At 67.2% G+C, this 22,931-nt stretch carries 14 protein-coding genes; 11 read left to right on the plus strand and 3 right to left on the minus strand.

Annotated features, from left to right (window positions below; genetic code table 11):
• Window positions 1–5: 5 nt before the first annotated feature.
• Window positions 6–197, plus strand: a complete 192-nt coding sequence (locus tag ACIUM1_RS22405; protein WP_064884705.1) for a ferredoxin — start codon at window positions 6–8, stop codon at window positions 195–197.
• 54 nt (window positions 198–251) lie between these two features.
• Here the strand turns inward: ACIUM1_RS22405 and ACIUM1_RS22410 are convergent, their stop codons facing one another.
• On the minus strand, window positions 252–1,550 hold the full coding sequence (locus tag ACIUM1_RS22410; protein WP_406814724.1) for a cytochrome P450: 1,299 nt from the start codon (window positions 1,548–1,550) through the stop codon (window positions 252–254).
• 93 nt (window positions 1,551–1,643) lie between these two features.
• Between ACIUM1_RS22410 and ACIUM1_RS22415 the strand changes: the two genes are divergently transcribed.
• The 6 genes from ACIUM1_RS22415 (at window position 1,644) to ACIUM1_RS22440 (ending at window position 7,179) form a co-directional block, all read left to right on the plus strand.
• Window positions 1,644–2,753 (plus strand): aromatic ring-hydroxylating dioxygenase subunit alpha, encoded by a 1,110-nt coding sequence (locus ACIUM1_RS22415; protein WP_406814725.1) that lies wholly within the window; start codon window positions 1,644–1,646, stop codon window positions 2,751–2,753.
• Window positions 2,754–2,771: 18 nt separating this feature from the next.
• Window positions 2,772–4,358 (plus strand): AMP-binding protein, encoded by a 1,587-nt coding sequence (locus ACIUM1_RS22420; protein ID WP_406814726.1) that lies wholly within the window; start codon window positions 2,772–2,774, stop codon window positions 4,356–4,358.
• A 61-nt stretch (window positions 4,359–4,419) separates the two neighbouring features.
• Window positions 4,420–4,845 carry a nuclear transport factor 2 family protein gene (locus ACIUM1_RS22425; protein WP_406814727.1) on the plus strand — a complete coding sequence of 142 codons (426 nt, stop codon included), beginning with the start codon at window positions 4,420–4,422 and terminating at the stop codon, window positions 4,843–4,845.
• A gap of 13 nt (window positions 4,846–4,858) precedes the next feature.
• Window positions 4,859–5,389 (plus strand): MaoC family dehydratase, encoded by a 531-nt coding sequence (locus ACIUM1_RS22430; protein ID WP_406814728.1) that lies wholly within the window; start codon window positions 4,859–4,861, stop codon window positions 5,387–5,389.
• Complete coding sequence (locus ACIUM1_RS22435) at window positions 5,386–5,841, plus strand: MaoC/PaaZ C-terminal domain-containing protein (protein WP_406814729.1); 456 nt, start codon at window positions 5,386–5,388, stop codon at window positions 5,839–5,841. Before ACIUM1_RS22430 ends, ACIUM1_RS22435 begins: the two co-directional genes overlap by 4 nt.
• 108 nt (window positions 5,842–5,949) lie before the next feature.
• Window positions 5,950–7,179: an HNH endonuclease signature motif containing protein gene (locus tag ACIUM1_RS22440; protein ID WP_406814730.1), complete on the plus strand. Its 1,230-nt coding sequence runs from the start codon at window positions 5,950–5,952 to the stop codon at window positions 7,177–7,179.
• Window positions 7,180–7,359: 180 nt separating this feature from the next.
• Here the strand turns inward: ACIUM1_RS22440 and ACIUM1_RS22445 are convergent, their stop codons facing one another.
• Entirely contained in the window at window positions 7,360–8,826 is a 1,467-nt protein-coding gene (locus ACIUM1_RS22445) for an aldehyde dehydrogenase (protein ID WP_406814732.1), read from the minus strand.
• An 83-nt stretch (window positions 8,827–8,909) separates the two neighbouring features.
• Here ACIUM1_RS22445 and ACIUM1_RS22450 point away from each other — a divergent pair, with 83 nt between their 5' ends.
• A complete protein-coding gene (locus ACIUM1_RS22450) occupies window positions 8,910–10,259 on the plus strand; it encodes a secreted hydrolase (RefSeq protein ID WP_406814733.1) in 1,350 nt (449 codons plus the stop codon).
• Here the strand turns inward: ACIUM1_RS22450 and ACIUM1_RS22455 are convergent.
• Window positions 10,242–11,393, minus strand: a complete 1,152-nt coding sequence (locus ACIUM1_RS22455) for an aromatic ring-hydroxylating dioxygenase subunit alpha (protein WP_406814734.1) — start codon at window positions 11,391–11,393, stop codon at window positions 10,242–10,244. The two genes, ACIUM1_RS22450 and ACIUM1_RS22455, sit on opposite strands and share 18 nt — an antisense overlap.
• Before the next feature lie 40 nt (window positions 11,394–11,433).
• On the opposite strand from ACIUM1_RS22455, the gene ACIUM1_RS22460 reads away from it, so the two are divergent.
• The 3 genes from ACIUM1_RS22460 (at window position 11,434) to ACIUM1_RS22470 (ending at window position 22,921) form a co-directional block, all read left to right on the plus strand.
• Complete coding sequence (locus ACIUM1_RS22460; protein ID WP_406814735.1) at window positions 11,434–12,327, plus strand: MerR family transcriptional regulator; 894 nt, start codon at window positions 11,434–11,436, stop codon at window positions 12,325–12,327.
• A 60-nt stretch (window positions 12,328–12,387) separates the two neighbouring features.
• Window positions 12,388–13,110, plus strand: coding sequence for a DUF1906 domain-containing protein (locus tag ACIUM1_RS22465; RefSeq protein WP_406814736.1), 723 nt, complete (start codon window positions 12,388–12,390; stop codon window positions 13,108–13,110).
• A 538-nt stretch (window positions 13,111–13,648) separates the two neighbouring features.
• Window positions 13,649–22,921 carry a fatty acid synthase subunit beta domain-containing protein gene (locus ACIUM1_RS22470; RefSeq protein ID WP_406814737.1) on the plus strand — a complete coding sequence of 3,091 codons (9,273 nt, stop codon included), beginning with the start codon at window positions 13,649–13,651 and terminating at the stop codon, window positions 22,919–22,921.
• The last annotated feature ends 10 nt before the right edge of the window (window positions 22,922–22,931 follow it).

Genomic DNA, 22,931 nt, shown 5'->3' on the forward strand with positions numbered 1-22,931 from the left:
ATCTGATGCGCGTAACTGTCGATGAAAACCTGTGCGAGGCCAACGGCTTCTGCGAATCGCTTGCGCCGGAAGTGTTCGAGTTGGGCGATGAGGACGTCGTGCAGATCGCGGACGGCCCGGTGCCACCGCGGCTGGAAATCGATGTGCGGGCAGCGGTGGACCAATGTCCCAAGGCCGCGTTGCGTCTGCAGGACTGACGAGCACTCGAGTTGCGCTGCCACCGGCGCGTCGATGTGCAGGCGCCGGCGGCCTCAGCGCCGCTCGGACAGCGAGATGGCCATCTGGTCGTAGATCGACATGTTGGTGGTCAGGTTCGGGTGGGCAACCTTCGCCGGACCGATCTCGATGTCGTCGCAGCGCAGCAGCAGCTCGTCCAGGACCGCGCGGAGCTCCGCCCGGGCCAGCATCGCGCCCAGGCAGTGATGCGGCCCGCCGCCCCCGAACGCCACGTGCGGGTTGGGCTGCCGACCGATGTCGAAGGTGAACGGGGACTCGAAGACCTCCTCGTCGCGGTTGGCCGAACGCAGCGTCGACACCACGCGGTCGCCCTCGGCGATGCGCTGGCCATCCATCTCCACGTCGACCTTTGCGGTGCGCGTCCAGTAGGCCACCGGTGACGCCCAGCGCAACACCTCCTCGACGGCGCCGGCCCGCAGGTCTGCCCGCTCGCGATAGCGGTCCATCTGCTCGGGATTGGCGACGAATGCCTGCAACCCGATGGCCAGTGCGTTTTTGGTGGTGTCGCTGCCGGCGAACGCCAGCACGAAGAAGAAGAACTCGAGTTCGTTTTCGGGCAGGCTGAACTCCTTGCCGTCGTCACCGGTGATCACCGCGGACGCCAGCGTGCTCCAGATGTCATCGGTCGGGTTGCGCCGCTTCTCGGCGGTGAGTTCCATCGCGTAGGCGAACACCGAGCCGAAGAGATCGAGTTCCACCTGCCCGCTCGGGCGCGCCTCGGGCGCAAGCGCCTTCAGGATCCGGTCGAAGATGTCGAATATGCGCGGCCGGTCCTCCTCCGGGATGCCGATGATGTCGCCGATGACCGTCATCGGCAACGCGTCGGCGACGTCCTCGATCCAGTCTCCACCGCCGTGCGCGAGCAGGCCGTCGATCATCCCCGCGGCACGCGCCCGGATGCCGTTCTCCAGCTTGGCGATCGCACGCGGATTGAAGGCGTTGGAGATCAGTTTGCGGCGCTTGTTCAGCTCCGGCGGGTCCAGCGTGATGATCGTCGGGAATGACGAGAACATCGCGACCGGCTGAATGAGCGGACCGTCGGCCGCGGTGAACGACTCGGTGTCGCGGTGCAGGCGGACGGCATGACGGTGTTTGGTGGCGACCCAGAATTGGCGCTGTACGGTGTCGGCGACACCCGGGGTCAGGTCGTGCTTGAAAAGCGGCCTGGTGCGCCGCAAGTCCGCGAACACCTCGTCGGGAAAACCGTTACGCCACAAAGCAAAATCGGAAAGATCCACTGCAGCAGCGGTCATGCGAACCCCCGTTGGCTCGGGCTGCACGCGACGGCCGTCCGGCGCCGCGTTGACGTTCAATGTCTAAAATAGTAAAAATAGACTTTAGTCGTCGAAACGCGGTGAGGTAAGAGCGGCCCAGATGCGCCCGGCCGCGTGGGAAACGGAGTTCTTGTGACGAATACGATTCCAGAATCCGACCCTTCGGAACGGGAGTTCGGGCCGGGCGGCATAGCGCTGTCGACCTACCGCTTCCCGACGGGCTGGTTCATAGTCGCGTTCGGCACCGATCTGGGTCCGGGGCAGGTCAGGCGCGCGCACTACTTCGGTGAGGACTTGGTGCTGTTCCGCACCGAGTCGGGCCACGTCCACGTGATGGACGCATACTGCCAGCACCTGGGCGCGAACCTCGGCGTCGGCGGCACCGTGCAAGGCGAGAACATCGTCTGCCCCTGGCACGGCTGGCAGTGGCACGGCGACGGAACCAACGCGCTGATTCCCTACAGCAAGATCGGCTGCAAGAACAACGTCCGCATCCGGACCTATCCGAGCATGGAGTGGTACGGCTTCATCCTGGCCTGGCACGAGCGGCACGGCCGGGCGCCGTACTGGCGGCCGCCGGTGCTGCCGGAACTGGAGACCAACGAGTACTACCCGCTGCACCCGCACACCCAGATGCTCAACCGCGTCAAGGTGCATCCGCAGATGATCATCGAGAACGCCGCTGACCCGTACCACGTTCAGTACGTACACAAGGCCGCCAATCCGGCCACCACGGCGTCGTTCGAGGTGGCCGGCTATCACCTGCACGCCACGGTCAACGCCCATTTCGGTGGGGGCCGGGCGCAGACGTGGCTGACCCCCAACGGTCCGGTCGACGCCAAGATCATCTACGACAACTACTCGCTGGGCCTGGGCGTGGTGCGCTTCCCGAGCGAACTGGTGGCCACCGTGCAGGTCACCGGCCAGACGCCGGTCGACGAGGACTACACCGATTACTTCTACACCCAGGCTTCCGTACGTGAACCTGGCGACAGCGGTGACGTGCCCACCGGCCGTGCCGCCCGGTTCCTCGCCCTGCAGCAAGAGGTCATCAAGCAAGACTTCTTCACCTGGGAGAACATGAAATACCTGGAGAAGCCGAACCTGGCTCCCGAGGAGGCGCACGACTACGCGGCCCTTCGCCGGTGGGCGCATCGCTTCTACCCCGGCGAGCGGCCGTCGCCCTCCGACTTCGGCTACGGCGCCGATGGCGAGCCCGACCCGGCGGCCGCCCAAGCTTGATCACGGCCAAGCAGCCTGATGTGCGCTGACCGCAGTGGGCCGGTGCGCCCCTCCGATTACGGCGTCGACAGTTTCACCGTGCCGGCCGTACTCGATCGCCGCGCGCAGCAGTACCCCGATCGGGTGATGATGTCGATCGCCGGCGTCGACGTGACCTTCGAGCAGATGCGTCAGCGGTCCTGCGCGGCGGCAAACATGTTGACCGACTTGGGCGTCGGACGGGGCGACCGCGTCGCGTTGTTCACCGGCACCTGTCCGGAATGGGTGTACTTTTGGCTGGGCGCCGCGCGAATCGGGGCGGTGAGCGCGGCGATCAACGCCGCGAACAAGGGCGACTTTCTGCTCCACGCCCTTCGGCTGTCACAGGCCAAGGTGATGCTGACCGACGCCGAACGCCGCCCCCGCGCCGCCGAGGCAGCCGATGCGGTGGACACCCTGAGAAACATTGTGGTACAAGACGATACACTGACGGCGACGCTGAGCCTCAGTACCGACGGCACACCCGCCGACAGCCGGGCGCGGCCCGGCGACCTCGGCTGCTTGTTCTACACGTCGGGCACCACCGGCCCGTCCAAGGCGGTCGCCACGACGTGGCACTACCTGTTTTCGGTGGCCGCGACCGTCGCAACGGCCTGGGAATTCCAGCAGGGCGAGGTGCTGTGGACGGCGATGCCGCTGTTTCACCTCAGCGCCGCCCCCAGCATATTGGCGCCCATGCTGGTGGGCGCAACAACCGTGCTGGCGGGGGCTTTTCACCCCGCCGAGGTGTGGGGCGACGTACGCGCCCGCGGTGCCGTCGGGTTTGCCGGCGCCGGGGCGATGGTCTCCATGCTGCAGAACCTGCCTCCGGAACCGGACGATGCACGGCTGCCGCTGCGGTTCATCTCCGCCGCGCCGATCGATGCGAACTCCTACCATGACATCGAAAAGCGTTACGGCTGCCGCATCGTCACGATGTACGGGCTCACCGAGGCGTTTCCCATCGCGGTCAAAGCGCTGGCCGACAAGGGGATCCCCGGAACCTCGGGACGGCTGAACCCCGATTTCGACGTCCGGATCCTTGACCAGGTCGGAAACCCGCTGCCCGCCGACACGGTGGGTGAGATCGCCTGTCGCCCACGATATCCGCACGTGATGAGCGAGGGTTACGTGGGCGCGGATTCGCAGCTGAAGCCGCATCCGGAGTGGTTTCGCACCGGTGATCTCGGGCGGCTCGATGACGATCAGAACCTGACCTATGTGGACCGAATCAAGGATGCGTTGCGTCGGCGCGGTGAAAATATCTCCTCGGTCGAAGTGGAGAGCGTTGTCATGCGCCATCCCGCGGTGGCGGAGGCCGCCGCGGTCGGCGTGCCCAGCGAGTTGGGTGAGGACGATGTGTTGGTGGTGATCGCGTTGCGGCCCGGCGCCACACTGGATTGCGGGGAGTTGCTCGACTTCTGCGCGGCCCGGATGCCGTACTTCTGCCTGCCGCGATACGTGCAGACGGTCGATGAACTCCCGAGGAACGTCATCGGTCGAGTGCGTAAAGATCTGTTGCGAAACCGCGGCATAAGTGATGCCGCATGGGACCGGGAACAACATGGTTATGTCGTTCGTCGCTGAGTTACGTTAGCGTTACATCAGGCGCATTGTCCGTCGTTTTTCGAGAGAGCGTGGAGAGCAGATGACCCTGACCTATCAGCAAGAACAGTTCCTCGAAGCCGCGACGAGCCGCGCTGCCATCCTGGACCTCAATGCCCGGCACAATCGGGCCTATTCGGACGGCAGCCGCAAGCGCTGGATAGCGACCTTCCGCCATTCCGGGGCCAGCTACACCCGCGACGGCGAACTGTTCGACGATCTGAACGCGGCCTTTGACGGCGGCGATGGACAGCGAATGATCACCGTCGACCACGAGATCAAAGTCGACGGCGTCGATGCGGTCCAGCATTGTGTCGTCGTGCTGTTCGCCAGCATGTTCGGCGACATCGCGCTGCGGGCCACCGGGACATTCAAGGACAAGCTGATCTACGAGCGCGGCGGCTGGTACTTCACTTCCCGTGTGCTGGAATGGGATTCGGTACCGAGTCGGCATCCGCTCGTCATGTGAGCGACACCGCTACGTGGATCAGGATTTCAGCCAGCGGCTGGCCTTCGGCACCTACGAGGATGCGCTGCGGATGGTCGGGGCAAAAAGTGAGCCCCGCACCGCGGCCACGGCGGTCAGCGCCGCACGCATCCAGTTGTTCGCCGCGCTGGTCCGGGACGGCAATCGCTCGTATTGGGACCCTGGATTCGCCCGGCAGCACTGGGGAGGTCTGCTGGCACCGCCGGCGCTGTTGATGGGCTGGCTGATCGCACCTCCGTGGCAGCCCGGGGGTAGGGAGAAGGCTACGTTGATCGCCCTGCGGGTGCCGTTGCCCGGTACCACATTCATCAACGCCGCCAACGAGGTTGAGTTTCCGCAGCCCATCGTCGAGGGCGATGTGCTGACCGTCGTCGACGAGTTGGTTTCGGTGTCGCCGGAAAAGCGGACGCGGCTGGGGGTCGGCCATTTCGTCGAGACGCTGGAGACCTTTCGCCGACAGGACGGGACGGTGGTGGCCACCTGCCGCAATACCTTGTTCCGGTTCACTCCCGGAGCGTCGTCGTGACGGGCGACGGCCTGGACTGGAACCAGATCAGGGTGCCGGCGGAGCTACCGGAAGTTGTCGACCACATCAGCTACCAGCGGGTGGTGGAGAACGCCGGTGCGACCTGGGACTACTTTCCCGGCCATTTCGATCCGAATTACGCTACAGCCCAAGGCAATCCGACGATCTACGTCAACACCATGCACCTGGCGGGGTTCGCCGACCGCGTCGCGACTGACTGGGCGGGCCCACGGTCCCGGGTGGTGCGCCGGTCGATGCGGCTGACCGGGTCGGTGTACGCCGGCGACACGATGATCGGCCGGGGCCGCGCAGTGGCGAAACGCCGGGACACCTCGGTGGACCCGCCGCGCTGTCTGGTCGACATCGAAATCCAGGTGACCAATCAGCATGGCGCGCTGTGCTGCCCGGTCCAGCTCACCTTGCAGGTACCAGAGTCCTCGGGCGGCCGATGACGTAGGCGAACGGCGCTTGGAGGTGTGCCGGCGGTTCGGCGGATTTGTTGTCGTTCAGCCGGGGAACGGACGGCCATTCTTGTCGGTGGTAACTGCGATGATGGCGTCATGTCTTCGACCGCATCGTCTCCGGTGATGCTGACTCCCGCCGAGCGTCTTGCGGTGTTGTTCGAGGAGCTGGCGGAACTGACGGGTCAGCGCAATGCGATTGATGGGCGCATCGTGGAGATCGTGGCCGAGATCGATCGCGACGAATTGTGCGGGATGACCGGGGCGCGGTCGGTGCCGGCGTTGGTTGCCTGGAAGCTGGGTTCGTCATCGGCCAATGCGCACACGATCAGCACCATCGCGGGCCGGCTGCAAGAGTTTCCGCGCTGCGCTCAGGGCATGCGGGAGGGCCGGCTGTCGCTGGACCAGGTTGGGGTGATTGCGGCGCGGGCTGGGCAGGGTTCTGATGAGCATTACGCACAGCTTGCCTCGGTTGCGACGGTTAACCAGCTGCGTACCGCGGTCAAGCTGGAGCCGCGATCCGAACCCCAGTCCCGGCCAGAGGCGCTTGAACCGCAGGCCTCGATCACCAAGACCTGCGACGATGAGGGCAGCTGTTGGCGGATCAAACTTCCGCACCTCGATGCGGCGAAGTTCGACGCGGCGTTGGCATCTCATCGTGATGCGCTGATCGCCGAATGGAAGCGCGATCGCGACAATGGCGACCGCGCCTGCGATCAGCTGCCGCCGTTGCCGGGCACTGTCGAAGCGTTCATGCGCTTGGTGGAGGATGGGTGGGACGCCGAGGCGACCCGCCGCCCTCACGGGCATCAGACTACCGTGGTGGTGCATGTCGACGTTGAAAAACGCGCCGCGGAGCTGCATCTGGGTCCGCTGCTGTCCGATGCCGAACGGCGATACCTGACCTGTGATGCCACCTGCGAGGTGTGGTTCGAACGGTACGGTGAGGTCATTGGTGGCGGGCGGGCGACGCGGCTGATCAGCCCGCGGCTGCGCCGCGCGCTGGAGTACCGCGACCGGGTGTGCGCGGTTCCGGGCTGTGGGGCCACCCGGGGTCTGCACGCCCATCACATCCGGCACTGGGAAGACGGCGGCCCAACGGAGTTGGCCAACCTGGTGCTGGTCTGCCCTTACCATCACCGGTTGCACCATCGTGGCCTCATCACCATCAACGGAGCCGCGAGCGAACTTGTGGTCACCGACAGCGCCGGCCGGTTGCTGAGCCCGGGATCACTGGCACGCCCACCCACTCAACCCCCGCCCGCGGTGCCACCATGCCCGGGACCGACCGGCGAGCGCGCCGACTGGTGGTGGTACACGCCCTTTTAGCCACAGCCACCACCGACAAACAACTAACGCGGTCACTAGCGGGCAATGGATTTCAAGCTCAACCACGTCAATACACAGGGCAATTCACATTCGATGCTCCATGGTGAGCGACGGCATCGATATGTACGAAAGGCTTCTCACGTGCCCGCCCGCCTTGGCGCGTCGTGACGACCGCAAACCCTATAGCGGTGGCAGCTGGCCCTTGCAGATCAGCGTCTGCAGCTCGACGTACTCGTGCAGCCCCTCGGGCCCGAATTCGCGGCCGATGCCGGACTGCTTGAAGCCGCCGAACGGTGCGCCGATGTCCAGGGTGTACATGTTGATGCCATAGGTGCCGGTGCGGACGGCGGCCGCCACGTCCAGGCCGTGTTCGATGTCGGCGGTCCACACCGAACCGGCCAGGCCGTAGTCGGTCTCGTTGGCGATGCGGATCGCGTCGTCCTCGTCGCGGTAGCGCAGCACCGTCAGCACCGGACCGAAAATCTCCTCGCGGGCGATGCGCATGTCGTTGGTGGCGTCGGCGAACAGCGTCGGTTGCACATACCAGCCGCGGTCGGACGGGCTCTGCTCGCCACCGAGCACGACGCGAGCTCCTTCGCTGCGGCCCGACTTGATGTACTCCTGGACGCGGCGCTGTTGTCGTTGCGCCACAAGCGGTCCGATGTCCGTCGACTCGTCGGCCGGGTCACCGACGTTCAGCGCCGACATCATGTCGGCCAGCGCATCGACGACCTCGTCGTGTTTGCGGTCGCTGACCAGGATCCGGGTCTGCGCGACACAGGCCTGACCGTTGTTCATCAGCCCCGCGGACTTCAGCCCGGCCACGGTCTTACCGATGTCGGCGTCGTCGAGGATGATCGCCGCGGACTTCCCGCCCAGCTCCAAGCTCACCCGCTTCAGCTGCTCGCCACACAGCGCGGCGATCCGGCGGCCGACGGCACTGGAACCGGTGAACGCGACCTTGTCCACCCCGGGGTGGCGGACCAGCGCCTCACCGATCTCGGGGCCGCCGGGCAGCACCGACACCACGCCTTCGGGCAGCCCGATCTGCTCGATCATCTCGGCCAACCACAAAGCGTCTAAAGGTGTTTCGGGCGCCGGCTTGATGATGACCGTGCAACCCGCGATCAGCGCCGGGATCAGCTTGGGCATGATCAGAAATTGCGGCACGTTCCACGGCACAATCGCAGCGACCACCCCGACGGGGGCCCTGCGCAGGTGGACTTCGCCGAGCACCCCCTGGCGGCGTTCTTGCCACGGGAACTCACGGGCGGCGGCCAGCGAAAGGTGGATCAGCGCGGCGGCGGCCGCCCCCTGGCCCATGCGGCTGAAGCTACGCGGCGAGCCCATCTCGTCGGTGATGAGGTCGGCCATCTCGTCGGCGTGGCCGGCGTAGATACCGGCGAGCTGTTCGACCTTGGCCATCCGATCGGCGTGGCTCATCCGTGGCCACGGGCCGTGATCGAAGGCGTGTCGTGCGGCCGCGACGGCGGCATCGACATCCTCGGGGCCCGCGACCTGAACATGCCCGACCGGCTCTTCGGAGTGCGGCGAGATCACGGCGAGCTGCTGGGGATTGGCGGGCTTGCGCCACTGGCCCCCGATAAACACCTCGTTATAGGAGCGATGGCCGGAAGTCTCTGTCATCGGGGCACTTCCTCAGGGGATCGGACCGCGACCGCAATGTCGCTATTCACGCTAACATAGCGAAAAAAGCAGCGAGGCCCGATATGACCAGCGATTGGCGCAGTTACCCGTTTCAGTTGGTGCCCGGCGACAGCCAGTTGGAGTTTCCCGCCGCCGAAGGCGAACACCCCGATCAAGAGTCCGACACCTGGTTCATCGCCGGCCAGCTCGACGCCGCCGAGACCGACCGATCCTTGGCCTTCCTGACCATTTTCAACAAGAACCGGCCCGGCGGAACGGTCGTCGCGGACTTCTACACGCTGGCGCTGTTCGACCTCGATACCGGCGACTACGGCACCTTCACCGACTACGACATGCCGCCGGCCAATATGGAACCCGGCGCCCAGCGCAAGCTCACGATGGCGCGCGGCCATCTGGACATCAGCTACCACAGCAGCGCGGGAACCGCCTCTTGGACGACCAGCCGCAACGGCGACGGCGAACTGCTGCCCTACACCTACCGGGTCAGCCTGGTCGGAACGGACCAGTCCGGTCGGCCGATGCGACTGGATCTGGCTGTAACACCAACGCGCGCACCGACACCGGTGGGTGCGTCGACGTACAACGGAAAGATTGTCTGCTTCGGGCAAAGCGACACCTACTCCTATTTCCAGACCGGCATGGCGATGACCGGCACGCTGCGCTGGGGAGACGTGGTCCAGCAGGTGTCCGGCGCCAGCGGGCACGTCGATCGGCAGTGGTTCCCCAAATACGCCGGCGGCGGGGGATCCGGGGGAGACCCCCGGGCCCGGTCGCACGAATGGCGAACGATCAACTTCGATAACGGCGTCGACCTGAGCATCTGGCGCCAGTTCGATCGCACCAAGGGCAATGCGCTGCAGCCTTTTACCGGCGTCACGACAAGCCACCCAGACCCCGCTATTGCGCCGGAATGTGCCGAGGACATCGAGGTCACGGTCAGCAGCTACGTGCGATGGCCGGAGGCCATGCGACCCCTGGTCCGGCCGCCCGCCCCGGCCCGGTACCTGCCAGACCGGCACCGGATCACTTGTCCCACACTGCAACTGGACCTCGTCGGCGAACCCTTGGTGGCGGCCCCTGCGCACGGCCTGCCCATCGAGTACATGGAGGGCCCCTACCGCTATCAAGGGACCATGTGGGGAAAACCCGTGACCGGCTTCGCATTCAACGAGCGCTCGCTGGCGCTGTACCGGGATTGGGAACTCGTCGACGTGCTGTCCACCACCGTCGCGAATCTGACACCTCCGGAGCCCGGGTTGCAGACCATGGTGGATCAGGTCGCGCCGCTGGTCGCTGCCGGCCGGCGCAAGGATGCCGTTGAGCTGCTGTTCAGCTCGGCGCCTGTCGAAAACGACACGCTGGCAAAGCTTCTCGACGATCTGATCGCGGTGCTGTCAGCCGACGTCAGCTGACTGGTCCAGCGCACGGGCCCACGTGATGTGGCGATGCTGCAACCCCGGCTCGTTGCGCCCGAACACCAGGTGCTCGCGGGCGCCCGACTCGAGATTGGCTTGCAGCCCCTCGGCCAGTCGGTAATCCTCGTCGCGCACGGTGGCGTGCGCATAGTCGAAGACGGCTTGGACGCCGGCGGCCACCGATTCATCGGAGAGGTCCTGCGGTGTTGCGTTCTGGTGGAAGGTGATCGACCTGCCGGGCCGATCCCCGGGGTAGATCCGGAACAGCTCACCGTTGGCTACGGTCACCGACAGCACGATGTTGGGGAACAGCGCATAGATCACCACCAAGTTGTGAAACGGATTCCACTGATCCTCGGGCACGTCGTCGAGCTCCAGGATGGTGTTGAGCGGGAAGATCAGCCGGTGGTGCGGACCGTAGGAGTCGAACAGCGTGCAATTGCTGCGTGCGATGGTGGCGAAGGTCTGCCGATGAACCGTGGCGAAATGGTAGTTCTCGGAGAAGGTGTCGACCGCCAGCTTCCAGTTGATGTCTGAGTGCAGCACCTTCTCGCCCAGCGGGGACCAGCGCCCGATTCCCCACGAGTCGAGTTCCTCGGCCAGCGGACCCAGGTGGTCGGCCACGTCCAGGGTCGCTCCGGGATCCAATGCGACCCAGAGGAATCCAGCGAACTCGGTAGCCGGAAGTTCAGTCAGTCCATCGGATTTGATCGTCACCTCGGGGAACCCCTCGCGCCCCGGAAGTGCCACCAAGCGCCCGCTGTTGTCGTAGGTCCAGGCGTGGTAGGGGCAGGTGAACCGCCCGGCCACGCCGCATCCCGACACCACCTGCGACTGCCGGTGCAGACACACGTTGTTGAACGCCTTCACCGTTCCCTCTGAGGTGCGGGTCAACAGAATGGACCGCCCCATCACCGTCTTGGTGCAATACGTCCCAGGGGCAGGAAGTTCCGACACATAGCCGACCAACTGCGGACTGGCCAGCAACAAGGCCCGATCCAGGTTGTGCCGCTCGATACTCGTGTAGTCACGCGCGTCGACCGTGTGCTGGGCCGCTGCGAGATCGGTCGTCTTGTCCCGCGCCAACTTCAACCCACGCCGCATCAGGTCGACAAGCTGGTCGTGTCTCATCCGCCCAGTACAGACCTTGCGACAGTTGTAAGGTCAAGGTGTGGCTGAGCAGTTGCTGATCGGCGACGTCACGGCCTTGACCGGCATCGCTTCCGGCCGTATTCGCCATTACGAGAAAATCGGATTGCTGCACGCGCAACACCTGCCCAACGGCTATCGCACCTTCGACGTCGAACAGGTCCTCGACTTGTTGCGCATAGACCTGATGCGCAGCCTCGGCGTCGGTATCAATGACATCCAGCGGTTGATCGAGGGCGGGCACAGCACGCTGGCCGGCCTGCTCGACCAGCACCGCGCGCTGCTGATCCAGCAACGGGAGCGACTCGACCAACTGATTCGCGCCATCGATGCGGCCACCGAGTGCGGCGACGCGGACCTCAACGAGGCGATTCTGCACCGGCTGGCGACCACGCACCGCGACAGCATCGGGGTGATCGGGCGGCTCAGCGCCCCTCTGCCGGCGCCCGTCGCCGCGATGTACGCCGGCTTATTCGACGAGTGGGACCTACCGGTCCCCGCCCTGTTCGGCCAGATGGTGCTGCCGACCGCGGCCAGCACCCTGCTGTCGGAATTGGCCGAGACGCGGGGCCACCAGGTGCTGTTCGATCGGTTGCGCGACTTGGCCGCCGACGTGATCGCGTTGGGCGATGACGATGCGGCCGCGGGACAACTGGCGCGCGGGTGGATTGACCAGCAGTTGGCCGACCCGCTGCCCGATGACGTCGTCGGCGTGTTGCGGGGCGTGCAACCGCTGCTGGAACGCGACCCGGTGATCGTGCAGGGGTTTCGCGCCTGGGCGGGATCGATCAGCCCGGCGGCCGCCCGCTTCATCGAGGAGATCGCCCGGCAGACCGCTCGACGCGGGGTGGAAGCCGTCAGCGTCATCGTGCTGCCCGCGCGCCAACCCGTTCAAACGAGCGACGCGGCACTGTGATGCACATGTGACGAGTGTGATCAATGTGTCATATGGGGTTTTTGTCGTACCCTGTGGCTTGTGCCATCCGTTTCGCGACGCGACCTGCTCAAATTCGCGGCTGCCACCCCGGCCCTGCTGGGCCTGGGCGTCGCGGGTGAGTCACTGAGCGCCGCGCCGGCATCGGCGTCGCTCGGCACCCTGCTCGACTATGCGGCCGGTGTCATTCCGGCCAGCCAGATCCGGGCCGCCGGCGCGGTCGGGTCCATTCGGTACGTGTCGGATCGCCGTCCGGGCGGCAACTGGATGCTGGGCAAGCCCCTTCAGGTCGCCGAAGCGCGCGACCTCAATAGCAACGGACTGAAGATCGTGTCCTGCTATCAGTACGGCAAGGCCAGCACCGCGGACTGGCTGGGCGGTGCCAGCGCCGGCCTGCAGCACGCGCAGCGCGGGATGCAACTGCACGCCGCGGCAGGTGGCCCCGCCAGCGCCCCCATCTATGCCTCGATCGACGACGATCCCTCCTATGAGCAGTACAAGAGCCAGGTGGCGCCCTACCTGCGGTCATGGGAGTCGGTGATTGGTCATCAGCGCACAGGCGTGTACGCCAATTCGAAAACCATCGACTGGGCACTGCACGATGGGTTGGGCTCTTACTTCTGGCAGCACAACTGGGGCTCGCCCAAGGGGTACGCCCACCCGGCGGCCAATTTGCACCAGGTTGAAATCGACAAACGCAGCGTCGGTGGTGTCGGTGTGGACATCAACGAGATCCTCAAGCCCGAATTCGGCCAGTGGGCCTAGCGCCGCATGTCGGCGTCCGGCCCCGCCGAGACTCCCATTCTTAAAATTCCAGCAAACACTCGTTCGCTGGTTTTCCGGCCGGGCGCGGGCGAGCGATCGCCGTCATCGGCCGGTGACCGCGCCGCGACGGCACTCCGCGGCTCAAAAAATTTATGTAACGATTCGATAACAAGACTGCCTTGATCTGCACAGTTGTAGCTACTCGACCGTAACCACCTGCATGCAGCGGGTTTGGTAACCCGGTCCGTGCCGACGGTCAAACCGCGTGTTACCCAGGACACGGTTACCCATGCGTAGAACTCACCAGTAACCGATCAGCTCGCGAAACCAGGGCCGATCCTTATGACACTCTTAGTACAGCCGATGGAGTCCGTCGCGCCGCTCGGCACCAGTCGGGCGGTCCGCCGACAACACACCGGCCAGCCGTATCCCGGCTGTGATTCGACGCCGAACCACGCCGCATCGACAGAACCCCGCCCGGCGGCGGTGACCGCCAGACGAACGAGACCTAAAGACGCATACAGGGGAGACAGAAAAGGTGACGATCCACGAGCACGATCGGGTGTCCGCTGACCGCGACGGCCAAGGCCCGCAGGGCGGCAGGCACCCACACGCCGGGGACACCCACGCTCTGGTCGACCGCCTGACGGCCGGCGAGCCGTACGCCGTGGCATTCGGCGGCCAGGGCAGCGCCTGGCTGGAGACCCTCGAAGAACTGGTGTCGTCGGCCGGCATCGAGTCCGAGCTGGCAACGCTGGTCGGTGAGGTCAACCTGCTCCTCGAGCCGGTGGCCAAGGACCTCGTCGTGGTCCGCCCGATCGGCTTCGAGCCGCTGACGTGGGTGCGCGCGCTGGCGGCCGAGGACCCGGTCCCCTCCGACAAGCACCTGACCTCGGCCGCGGTGTCCATCCCGGGCGTGCTGCTCACCCAGATCGCGGCCGTGCGCGCCCTGGCACGCCAAGGCATGGACCTGAACGCCACCCCGCCGGTGGCTGTCGCCGGGCATTCCCAGGGCGTGCTCGCCGTCGAGGCGCTGAAGGCCGGCGGCGCCCGCGACGTCGAGCTGCTGGCGCTGGCCCAGCTGATCGGAGCGGCCGGGACCCTGGTGGCCCGCCGGCGCGGCATTTCGGTCCTTGGCGACCGTCCGCCGATGGTGTCGGTCACCAATGCCGATCCCGACCGCATCGGCCGGCTGCTCGACGAGTTCGCGCAGGACGTGCGCACAGTGCTGCCGCCCGTGTTGTCCATCCGCAACGGCCGCCGCTCGGTCGTCATCACCGGGACCCCGGAACAGCTGTCCCGCTTCGAGCTGTATTGCCAGCAGATCTCGGAGAAGGAAGAGGCCGACCGGAAGAACAAGCTGCGCGGCGGCGACGTCTTCTCGCCGGTGTTCGACCCGGTGCAGGTCGAGGTGGGCTTCCACACACCCCGGCTGGCCGACGGGATCGACATCGTCGGCAGCTGGGCCGAGAAGGTCGGCCTGGACGTCGAGCTGGCCCGGCAACTGACCGAGTCGATCCTGGTGCGTCCGGTCGACTGGGTCGAGGAGATCACCCGGGTCAACGACGCCGGTGCTCGCTGGATTCTCGACCTGGGCCCGGGCGACATCCTGACCCGGCTGACCGCGCCGGTGATCCGGGGCCTCGGTGTGGGCATCGTGCCCGCGGCGACCCGCGGCGGGCAGCGCAACCTGTTCACCGTCGGCGCCGTCCCCGAGGTGGCGCGGGCCTGGTCGAGCTACGCGCCGACGCTGGTTCGCCTGCCGGACGGCAGGGTGAAGCTCTCGACGAAGTTCACCCGCCTGACCGGCCGCTCGCCGATCCTGCTGGCCGGCATGACCCCGACCACGGTCGACGCAAAGATCGTTGCCGCCGCGGCCAACGCCGGGCACTGGGCCGAGCTGGCCGGCGGCGGGCAGGTCACCGAGGAGATCTTCGCCGACCGCGTCCAGCAGCTGTCCGAGCTGCTGGAGGACGGACGCACCTACCAATTCAACGCGCTGTTCCTGGACCCATACCTGTGGAAGCTGCAGGTGGGCGGCAAGCGGCTGGTGCAGAAGGCGCGTCAGTCCGGCGCGGCGATCGACGGCCTGGTGATCAGCGCCGGCATCCCGGACCTGGAGGAGGCCGTCGAACTGATCGAGGAGCTGGGCGAGGTCGGTATCAGTCACGTCGTCTTCAAGCCCGGCACCGTCGAACAGATCCGCTCGGTCATCCGCATCGCGACCGAGGTGTCCACCAAACCGGTGATCGCGCACATCGAAGGTGGACGCGCCGGCGGCCACCACTCCTGGGAAGACCTCGACGACCTGCTGCTGGCGACCTACTCCGAACTGCGGTCGCGCTCCAACATCACCGTCTGCGTCGGCGGCGGCATCGGCACGCCGGAGCGGGCGGCCGAATACCTTTCCGGGCGTTGGGCACAGGCCTACGGCTTCCCGCTGATGCCGATCGACGGCATCCTGGTTGGCACCGCGGCGATGGCGGCCAAGGAGGCCACCACATCGCCGTCGGTCAAGCGGATGCTGGTCGAAACCCAGGGCACCGATCAGTGGATCGGCGCCGGAAAAGCTTCGGGCGGCATGGCTTCCAGCCGCAGCCAGCTCGGTGCGGATATCCACGAAATCGACAACAGCGCCTCGCGGTGCGGTCGGCTCCTCGACGAGGTTGCCGGTGACGCGGACGCCGTCGCCGAGCGCCGTGACGAGATCATCGCGGCGATGGCCAAAACCGCCAAGCCATACTTCGGCGACGTCGGTGAGATGACCTACCTGCAGTGGTTGCAGCGCTACGTCGAATTGTCCATCGGCGACGGCGATTCCACCGCCGACACCGCCGCACCGGGCAGCCCGTGGCTGGCCGACACCTGGCGCGACCGTTTCGAGCAGATGCTGCAACGGGCCGAGGCACGTTTGCATGCACAGGATTTCGGCCCCATCGAGACGCTGTTCGACGGCTCCTCCGATGCCGGCGCGCGGCTGCTGGACAATTCTTCCGAGGCCATCGCCGCCCTGTTGGCGCACTACCCCGACGCTGAGCGCGTGCAGTTGCACCCGGCCGATGTCCCGTTCTTCGTCACGCTGTGCAAGCTGGTGGGCAAGCCGGTCAACTTCGTGCCGGTGATCGACAAGGATGTGCGCCGCTGGTGGCGCAGCGATTCGCTGTGGCAGGCCCACGACGCGCGCTACGACGCCGATCAGGTGTGCATCATTCCGGGTACCGCGGCCGTCGCCGGCATCACCCGGATGGACGAGCCCGTCGGCGAACTGCTGGACCGCTTCGAGCAGGCGGCCATCGACGAGGCGCTCGCCGCCGGCTTGGAGCCCAAGCCCGTCACGTCACGCCGCACGGGCCGCGCCGACGTGACCGGGCCGCTGGCCGTCGTGCTGGACGCCCCCGACGTACGGTGGGCCGGCCGCACCGCGACAAACCCGGTCCACCGGATCGCCGATCCCTCCGACTGGCTGGTGCATGACGGACCTGAGAGCCGCCGCGCCACGCATTCGTCCACGGGTGCGCGACTGCAGGTCGACGGGGACCGCGTAGTGCTCAGTGTCCCGGTGTCGGGCAGCTGGATCGACATCCCATTCACATTGCCGCCCAACACCGTTGACGGAGCTACCCCGGTGGTCTCCACCGAGGACGCCACCACCGCCATGCGTGCGGTGCTGGCCATCGCGGCCGGGGTCGACGGTCCGGAGTTCTTGCCCCCGGTCACCGACGGAACCGCCACCGTCACGGTGGACTGGGACCCCGAGCGGGTCGCCGACCACACCGGTGTCACGGCCACCTTCGGAGAACCGTTGGCGCCCAGCCTCAGCACCGTTCCCGACGCGCTCGTCGGACCGTGCTGGCCCGCCGTCTTCTCCGCGATCGGCTCGGCCGTCACCGACGCCGGCGTCCCGGTCATCGAGGGCCTGCTGAGCCTGGTGCATCTGGATCACGCCGCCCACATGGTCGGCAAGCTGCCGAAGAACCGGTCGCAATTGACAATCACCGCAACGGCTTCGGCGGCCATCGACACGGACATGGGACGCGTCGTGCCGGTCTCGGTCACCATCGCCGACCCCGACGGCCAGGTGGTCGCCACCCTCGATGAGCGCTTCGCCATCCTGGGCCGCACCGGATCCGCCGAACTGACCGACCCGACGCGCGCCGGTGGCGCGGTCTCGCAGAACGCGACCGACACCCCGCGCCGCCGTCGCCGCGACGTCACCATCACCGCGCCGGTCGACATGCGCCCATTCGCGGTGGTCTCCGGTGACCACAACCCCATTCACACCGATCGCGCCGCCGCGCTGCTGGCCGGCCTGGAATCGCCCATCGTGCACGGCATGTGGCTGTCGGCCGCCGCCCAGCACGCGGTGACCGCCACCGATGGTCAGGCCCGCCCGCCGGCACGGCTGATCGGCTGGACCGCGCGTTTCCTGGGCATGGTGCGTCCCGGCGACGAGGTCGCATTCCGGGTCGACCGTGTCGGAATCGACCAGGGTGCAGAGGTTTTGGAGGTCACAGCCAAGATCGGTGCCGATCTGGTGATGTCGGCGACGGCTCGTCTGGCGGCGCCGCACACCGTCTACGCGTTCCCCGGTCAGGGCATTCAGCACAAGGGCATGGGCATGGACGTCCGGGCCCGGTCCAAGGCCGCCCGCAAGGTGTGGGACAAGGCCGACAAGTTCACCCGCGACACGTTGGGCTTCTCGGTGCTGCACGTGGTGCGTGACAACCCGACCAGCATCATCGCCAGCGGTGTGCACTACAACCACCCCGAGGGCGTGCTGTACCTGACGCAGTTCACCCAGGTCGCGATGGCCACGGTGGCCGCGGCGCAGGTCGCCGAGATGCGTGAGCAGGGCGCCTTCGTCGAGGATGCGATCGCCTGCGGTCACTCCGTCGGCGAGTACACCGCGCTGGCCTGCGTGACGGGCATCTACGAGCTGGAAGCCCTGCTGGAGACGGTGTTTCACCGCGGATCGAAGATGCACGACATCGTGCCGCGGGACGAGCTGGGCCGGTCCAATTACCGGCTGGCGGCCATTCGGCCGTCGCAGATCGACCTGCCCGACGACGAGGTTCCCGCGTTTGTCGCGGAAATCGCCGAGCGCACAGGCGAGTTCCTGGAGATCGTCAACTTCAACCTGCGCGGTTCGCAGTACGCGATCGCCGGCACGGTGCGCGGCCTGGAAGCGCTCGAGGAAGAGGTGGAGCGGCGCCGCGAGATCACCGGCGGAAAGCGCTCCTTCATCCTGGTGCCCGGCATCGACGTGCCGTTCCACTCCCGGGTGCTGCGAGTCGGTGTGGCGGAGTTCCGTCGGTCCCTCGACCGAGTCATGCCGCGCGACAAGGATCCTGACGTCATCATCGGGCGCTACATCCCCAACCTGGTGCCGCGTCCGTTCACCCTGGACCGCGACTTCATCCAGGAGATCCGCGACCTGGTGCCGGCGGAGCCGCTCGACCCGATCCTGGCCGACTACGACACCTGGCTTGCTGAGCGCCGCATCGAGATGGCACGCATCGTCCTGATCGAGCTGCTGGCATGGCAATTCGCCAGCCCGGTGCGCTGGATCGAAACCCAGGACCTGCTGTTCACCGAAGAGGCCGCCGGCGGCCTGGGTGTGGAGCGGTTCGTGGAGATCGGTGTGAAGTCCGCGCCGACCGTCGCGGGCCTGGCCACCAACACCCTCAAGCTGCCCGAATACGCGCACAGCACAGTGGAAGTGCTCAACGCCGAGCGCGACGCGGCGGTGCTGTTCGCCACCGACACCGACCCCGAGCCGGAGCCGGAGGACGAGCCGGCCGCGCCCACCGAGAGTGCGTCGGCACCGGAAGCGGCGGTTTCCGCACCGGCGACCCCCGCCGCGCCGACCGCTCCGTCGGGTGCGGCCCGGCCGGACGACATCGGGTTCGATGCCGCCGACGCCACGCTGGCGCTGATCGCGCTGTCCGCCAAGATGCGCATCGACCAGATCGAGGAGCTGGACTCCATCGAATCCATCACCGACGGTGCGTCGTCGCGACGCAACCAGCTGCTGGTGGACCTGGGTTCGGAGCTGAACCTGGGCGCCATCGACGGCGCCGCCGAAGCCGACCTGGCCGGGCTGCGCGCGCAGGTGACCAAGCTGGCGCGCACCTACAAGCCTTACGGCCCAGTGCTTTCCGACGCGATCAACGACCAGCTGCGCACGGTGCTGGGGCCGTCGGGTAAGCGGCCCGCGGCCATTGCGGAGCGGGTCAAGAAGGTCTGGGAGCTCGGCGACGGTTGGGCCAAGCACGTCACCGTCGAGGTCGCGCTGGGAACCCGCGAGGGCACCAGTGTCCGGGGCGGCGCCATGGGCCACCTGCACGAGGGCGCACTGGCCGACGCCGCCGCCGTCGACAAGGCTATCGATGCCGCGGTGGCGTCCGTCGCGGCGCGTCGTGGCATCGCGGTGGCCCTGCCATCGTCGGGCGGCGGCGGCGGTGCGACCATCGACGCTGCCGCACTGGGCGAATTCACCGACCAGATCACCGGTCGCGACGGCGTGCTGGCCTCGGCGGCGCGCCTGGTGCTGAACCAGCTGGGCCTGGACGACCCGGTCAGCGTTTCGCCGGCGGCCACCGATGCCGAGCTCATCGATCTGGTGACCACCGAACTCGGTGCCGACTGGCCACGGCTGGTGGCTCCGGCGTTCGAGCCGAAGAAGGCCGTGTTGTTCGACGACCGCTGGGCCAGTGCCCGCGAAGACCTGGTCAAGCTCTGGCTGACCGACGAGGGCGATATCGACGCCCGGTGGGTGGAGCTGTCCGAAAGGTTCGAGGGCGCAGGCCATGTGGTGGCCACCCAGGCCACCTGGTGGCAGGGCAAGGCCCTGTCCGCCGGCCGTCAGATCCACGCATCGCTGTACGGCCGCATCGCGGCCGGCGCGGAGAACCCGGACCCCGGCCCCTACAGCCACGAGGTCGCGGTGGTGACGGGCGCTTCCAAGGGCTCGATCGCGGCGTCGGTCGTCGGGCGACTGCTCGACGGCGGCGCCACCGTCATCGCCACGACGTCCAAGCTCGACGACGAGCGGCTGGCGTTCTACCGCGGGCTCTACCGCGACCATGCCCGGTTCGGGGCGGCGCTCTGGGTGGTCGCGGCCAACATGGCGTCCTACTCCGACATCGATGCGCTCGTCGAGTGGGTGGGCACCGAGCAAACCGAAAGCCTTGGGCCACAGTCGATTCACATCAAGGACGCGCAGACACCGACATTGCTGTTCCCGTTCGCCGCACCGCGGGTGGCGGGCGACCTGTCCGAGGCCGGCTCTCGCTCCGAGATGGAGATGAAGGTGCTGCTATGGGCGGTGCAGCGGTTGATCGGCGGGATGTCGAAGATCGGCGCCGAGCGCGACATCGCGTCGCGGCTGCACGTGGTGCTGCCGGGTTCGCCGAACCGCGGAATGTTCGGCGGTGACGGCGCTTACGGCGAAGCCAAGTCGGCGCTGGACGCCCTGGTGACCCGTTGGCACGCCGAGTCGTCGTGGGCGGACCGGGTCAGCCTGGCGCACGCGCTGATCGGCTGGACCCGCGGCACCGGCCTGATGGGCCACAACGACGCCATTGTCGACGCGGTCGAGGAGGCCGGCGTCACCACGTACTCGACCGACGAGATGGCGGCGATGCTGCTGTCCCTCTGCGACATCGAGTCCAAGGTGGCCGCGGCCGGTGCGCCGATCAAGGCGGACCTGACCGGCGGCCTGGGCGAGGTGAACCTCGACATGGCGGAGCTGGCCGCCAAGGCCCGTGAGCAGGCCACCTCGGCGTCGGGTGAGGAGGCCGACGCCTCCGCGGCCGACGGCACCATCGCCGCGCTGCCATCCCCGCCGCGCAGCTTCACCCCGGCACCACCGCCGGAGTGGGCCGACCTCGACGTCGACCCGGCCGACCTGGTGGTCATCGTCGGTGGCGCGGAACTGGGCCCCTACGGCTCGTCGCGGACCCGCTTCGAGATGGAAGTCGACAACGAACTCTCGGCCGCGGGCGTCCTGGAGCTGGCCTGGACGACCGGCCTGATCCGCTGGGAGGACGACCCCCAGCCGGGTTGGTACGACACACAATCCGGTGATCTGGTCGACGAGTCCGAGCTGGTCGAGCGCTACCACGACATCGTCGTAGAGCGCTGCGGTATCCGCGAGTTCGTCGACGACGGCGCGATCGACCCCGATCACGCGTCCCCGCTGCTGGTGTCGGTGTTCCTGGATAAGGACTTCGCGTTCGTGGTGTCCTCGGAGGCCGACGCGCGCGCGTTCGTCGAGTTCGATCCGGAACACACGATCATCCGGCCCGTCCCCGACTCCACCGACTGGCAGGTCGTCCGCAAGGCCGGCACCGAGATCCGGGTGCCGCGAAAGACAAAGCTGTCGCGGACCGTCGGTGCACAGATCCCGACCGGGTTCGACCCGACCGTGTTCGGCATCAGCCAGGACATGGCCAGCTCGACCGACCGGGTGGCGTTGTGGAACATCGTCGCGACCGTCGACGCGTTCCTGTCTTCGGGATTCACCCCGGCCGAGTTGATGCGCTGGGTGCACCCGGGCCTGGTGGCCAGCACGCAGGGCACCGGCATGGGTGGCATGACGTCGATGCAGACGATGTATCACGGCAACCTGCTCGGCCGGAACAAGCCGAACGACATCCTGCAGGAAGTCTTGCCGAATGTCGTTGCCGCGCACGTCATTCAGAGTTACGTCGGCAGCTACGGCGCGATGATCCACCCGGTGGGCGCGTGCGCGACCGCGGCGGTGTCGGTCGAGGAGGCCGTGGACAAGATCCGTCTCGGCAAGGCCGAACTGGTGGTCGCCGGCGGATTCGACGACCTGACACTGGAAGCCATCATCGGCTTCGGTGACATGGCCGCCACCGCCGACACCGGCATGATGCGGGACCGCGGCATCCACGACTCGAAGTTCTCCCGGCCCAACGATCGTCGCCGGCTGGGATTCCTCGAGGCGCAGGGCGGTGGCACCATCCTGTTGGCCCGCGGCGACCTGGCGCTCAAGATGGGCCTGCCGGTGCTGGCCGTGGTGGCCTATGCCCAGTCGTTTGCCGACGGCGTGCACACCTCCATCCCGGCCCCGGGCCTGGGCGCGCTGGGCGCCGGCCGCGGTGGCAAGGATTCGGCGCTGGCGCGGTCGCTGGCCAAGCTGGGTGTCGGTGCCGACGACATCGCAGTGATCTCCAAGCACGACACGTCCACTCTGGCCAACGATCCCAACGAGACCGAACTGCACGAGCGGCTCGCCGATTCGCTCGGTCGTTCAGTGGGTGCTCCGCTGTTCGTGGTGTCGCAGAAGAGCCTCACCGGGCACGCCAAGGGCGGCGCGGCGGTCTTCCAGATGATGGGGCTGTGCCAGATGCTGCGCGACGGGGTGATCCCGCCCAACCGCAGCCTGGATTGCGTCGACGACGAACTGGCCGGCTCGGCCCACTTCGTGTGGGTGCGCGAGACGCTGCGGCTCGGGGAGAAGTTCCCGCTGAAGGCCGGCTTGGTGACCAGCCTTGGGTTCGGCCATGTTTCGGGTCTGGTCGCGCTGGTGCACCCGCAGGCGTTCGTCGCCGCGCTCGACCCGAAGCAGCGCGCGGAGTACCAGCAGCGGGCGGATGCGCGCCTGCTGGCCGGTCAGCGTCGGCTGGCCTCGGCGATCGCCGGCGGCCCGCCGATGTACGAGCGGCCGCCGAACCGTCGTTTCGACCACGACGGGTCGGAGAAGCGTCAGGAGGCGGCGATGCTGCTCAACCCGGATTCGCGACTCGGTGATGGCGAGGCCTACCAGGTGACCGCCGGATGACGTCGGTCCG

The sequence above is a fragment of the Mycobacterium sp. M23085 genome, assembly GCF_045343915.1.
Lineage (GTDB): Bacteria > Actinomycetota > Actinomycetes > Mycobacteriales > Mycobacteriaceae > Mycobacterium.